Below are 1,317 nucleotides of genomic sequence, written 5' to 3' on the forward strand. Positions count from 1 at the left end.
TGTAAATAATGTTTTTGGTCAGTGCATCGGCACTGGCTTTTTATTTTGATTGAAAAGAGGTACGTACATGGTATTACACAGCTCAAAAGACAGGAAGCATACTGCAAGTGAAGTTGGGAAGTGTTGTTAATACCAAGTAAGTAAGATATCTGAAATGTATAATAGAGTAAAAATGAAATCTTTTTATTATAGACAAATATAAAAAGTGTATAGTAATATATGTATGTATAATTAAATGATAATCATTTCATAATTATTGTATATAACTAAATAACTACTTAACAAAAATAATTATGCTTTAGAGGTGAGCAAAATGAAAAAAACAGCATTTACATTACTTTTATTCATTGCCCTAACGTTGACAACAAGTCCACTTGTAAATGGTAGCGAGAAAAGCGAAGAAATAAATGAAAAAGATTTGCGAAAAAAGTCTGAATTGCAGGGAACAGCTTTAGGCAATCTTAAACAAATCTATTATTACAATGAAAAAGCTAAAACTGAAAATAAAGAGAGTCACGATCAATTTTTACAGCATACTATATTGTTTAAAGGCTTTTTTACAGATCATTCGTGGTATAACGATTTATTAGTAGATTTTGATTCAAAGGATATTGTTGATAAATATAAAGGGAAAAAAGTAGACTTGTATGGTGCTTATTATGGTTATCAATGTGCGGGTGGTACACCAAACAAAACAGCTTGTATGTATGGTGGTGTAACGTTACATGATAATAATCGATTGACCGAAGAGAAAAAAGTGCCGATCAATTTATGGCTAGACGGTAAACAAAATACAGTACCTTTGGAAACGGTTAAAACGAATAAGAAAAATGTAACTGTTCAGGAGTTGGATCTTCAAGCAAGACGTTATTTACAGGAAAAATATAATTTATATAACTCTGATGTTTTTGATGGGAAGGTTCAGAGGGGATTAATCGTGTTTCATACTTCTACAGAACCTTCGGTTAATTACGATTTATTTGGTGCTCAAGGACAGTATTCAAATACACTATTAAGAATATATAGAGATAATAAAACGATTAACTCTGAAAACATGCATATTGATATATATTTATATACAAGTTAAACATGGTAGTTTTGACCACGTAATGTTCAGATTATTATGAACCGAGAATAATCTAAAAGTTTACAAGCAGTAAAAAAAGTATATGTGCTATAATATGCTTTGAGCAAGTTGGATAGATGGTGGCTATCTGAGTATAAGGAGGTGGTGCCTATGGTGGCATTACTGAAATCTTTAGAAAGGAGACGCCTAATGATTACAATTAGTACCATGTTGCAGTTTGGTTTATTCCT

General features: G+C 30.9%; 1 protein-coding gene and 1 pseudogene. Both read left to right on the forward strand.

All coding sequences use genetic code 11. The features are described from left to right. The first annotated feature begins 313 nt into the window (after nt 1–313). Nucleotides 314–1,087 (forward strand): staphylococcal enterotoxin type A, encoded by a 774-nt coding sequence (sea, locus tag IDG60_RS14595; protein WP_000750412.1) that lies wholly within the window; start codon nt 314–316, stop codon nt 1,085–1,087. Between the two features lie 150 nt (nt 1,088–1,237). Further along, nucleotides 1,238–1,317 (forward strand): annotated as a pseudogene (locus tag IDG60_RS27555) (type I toxin-antitoxin system toxin); the annotation flags it as partial.

Source organism: Staphylococcus sp. EG-SA-2 (assembly GCF_017152085.1).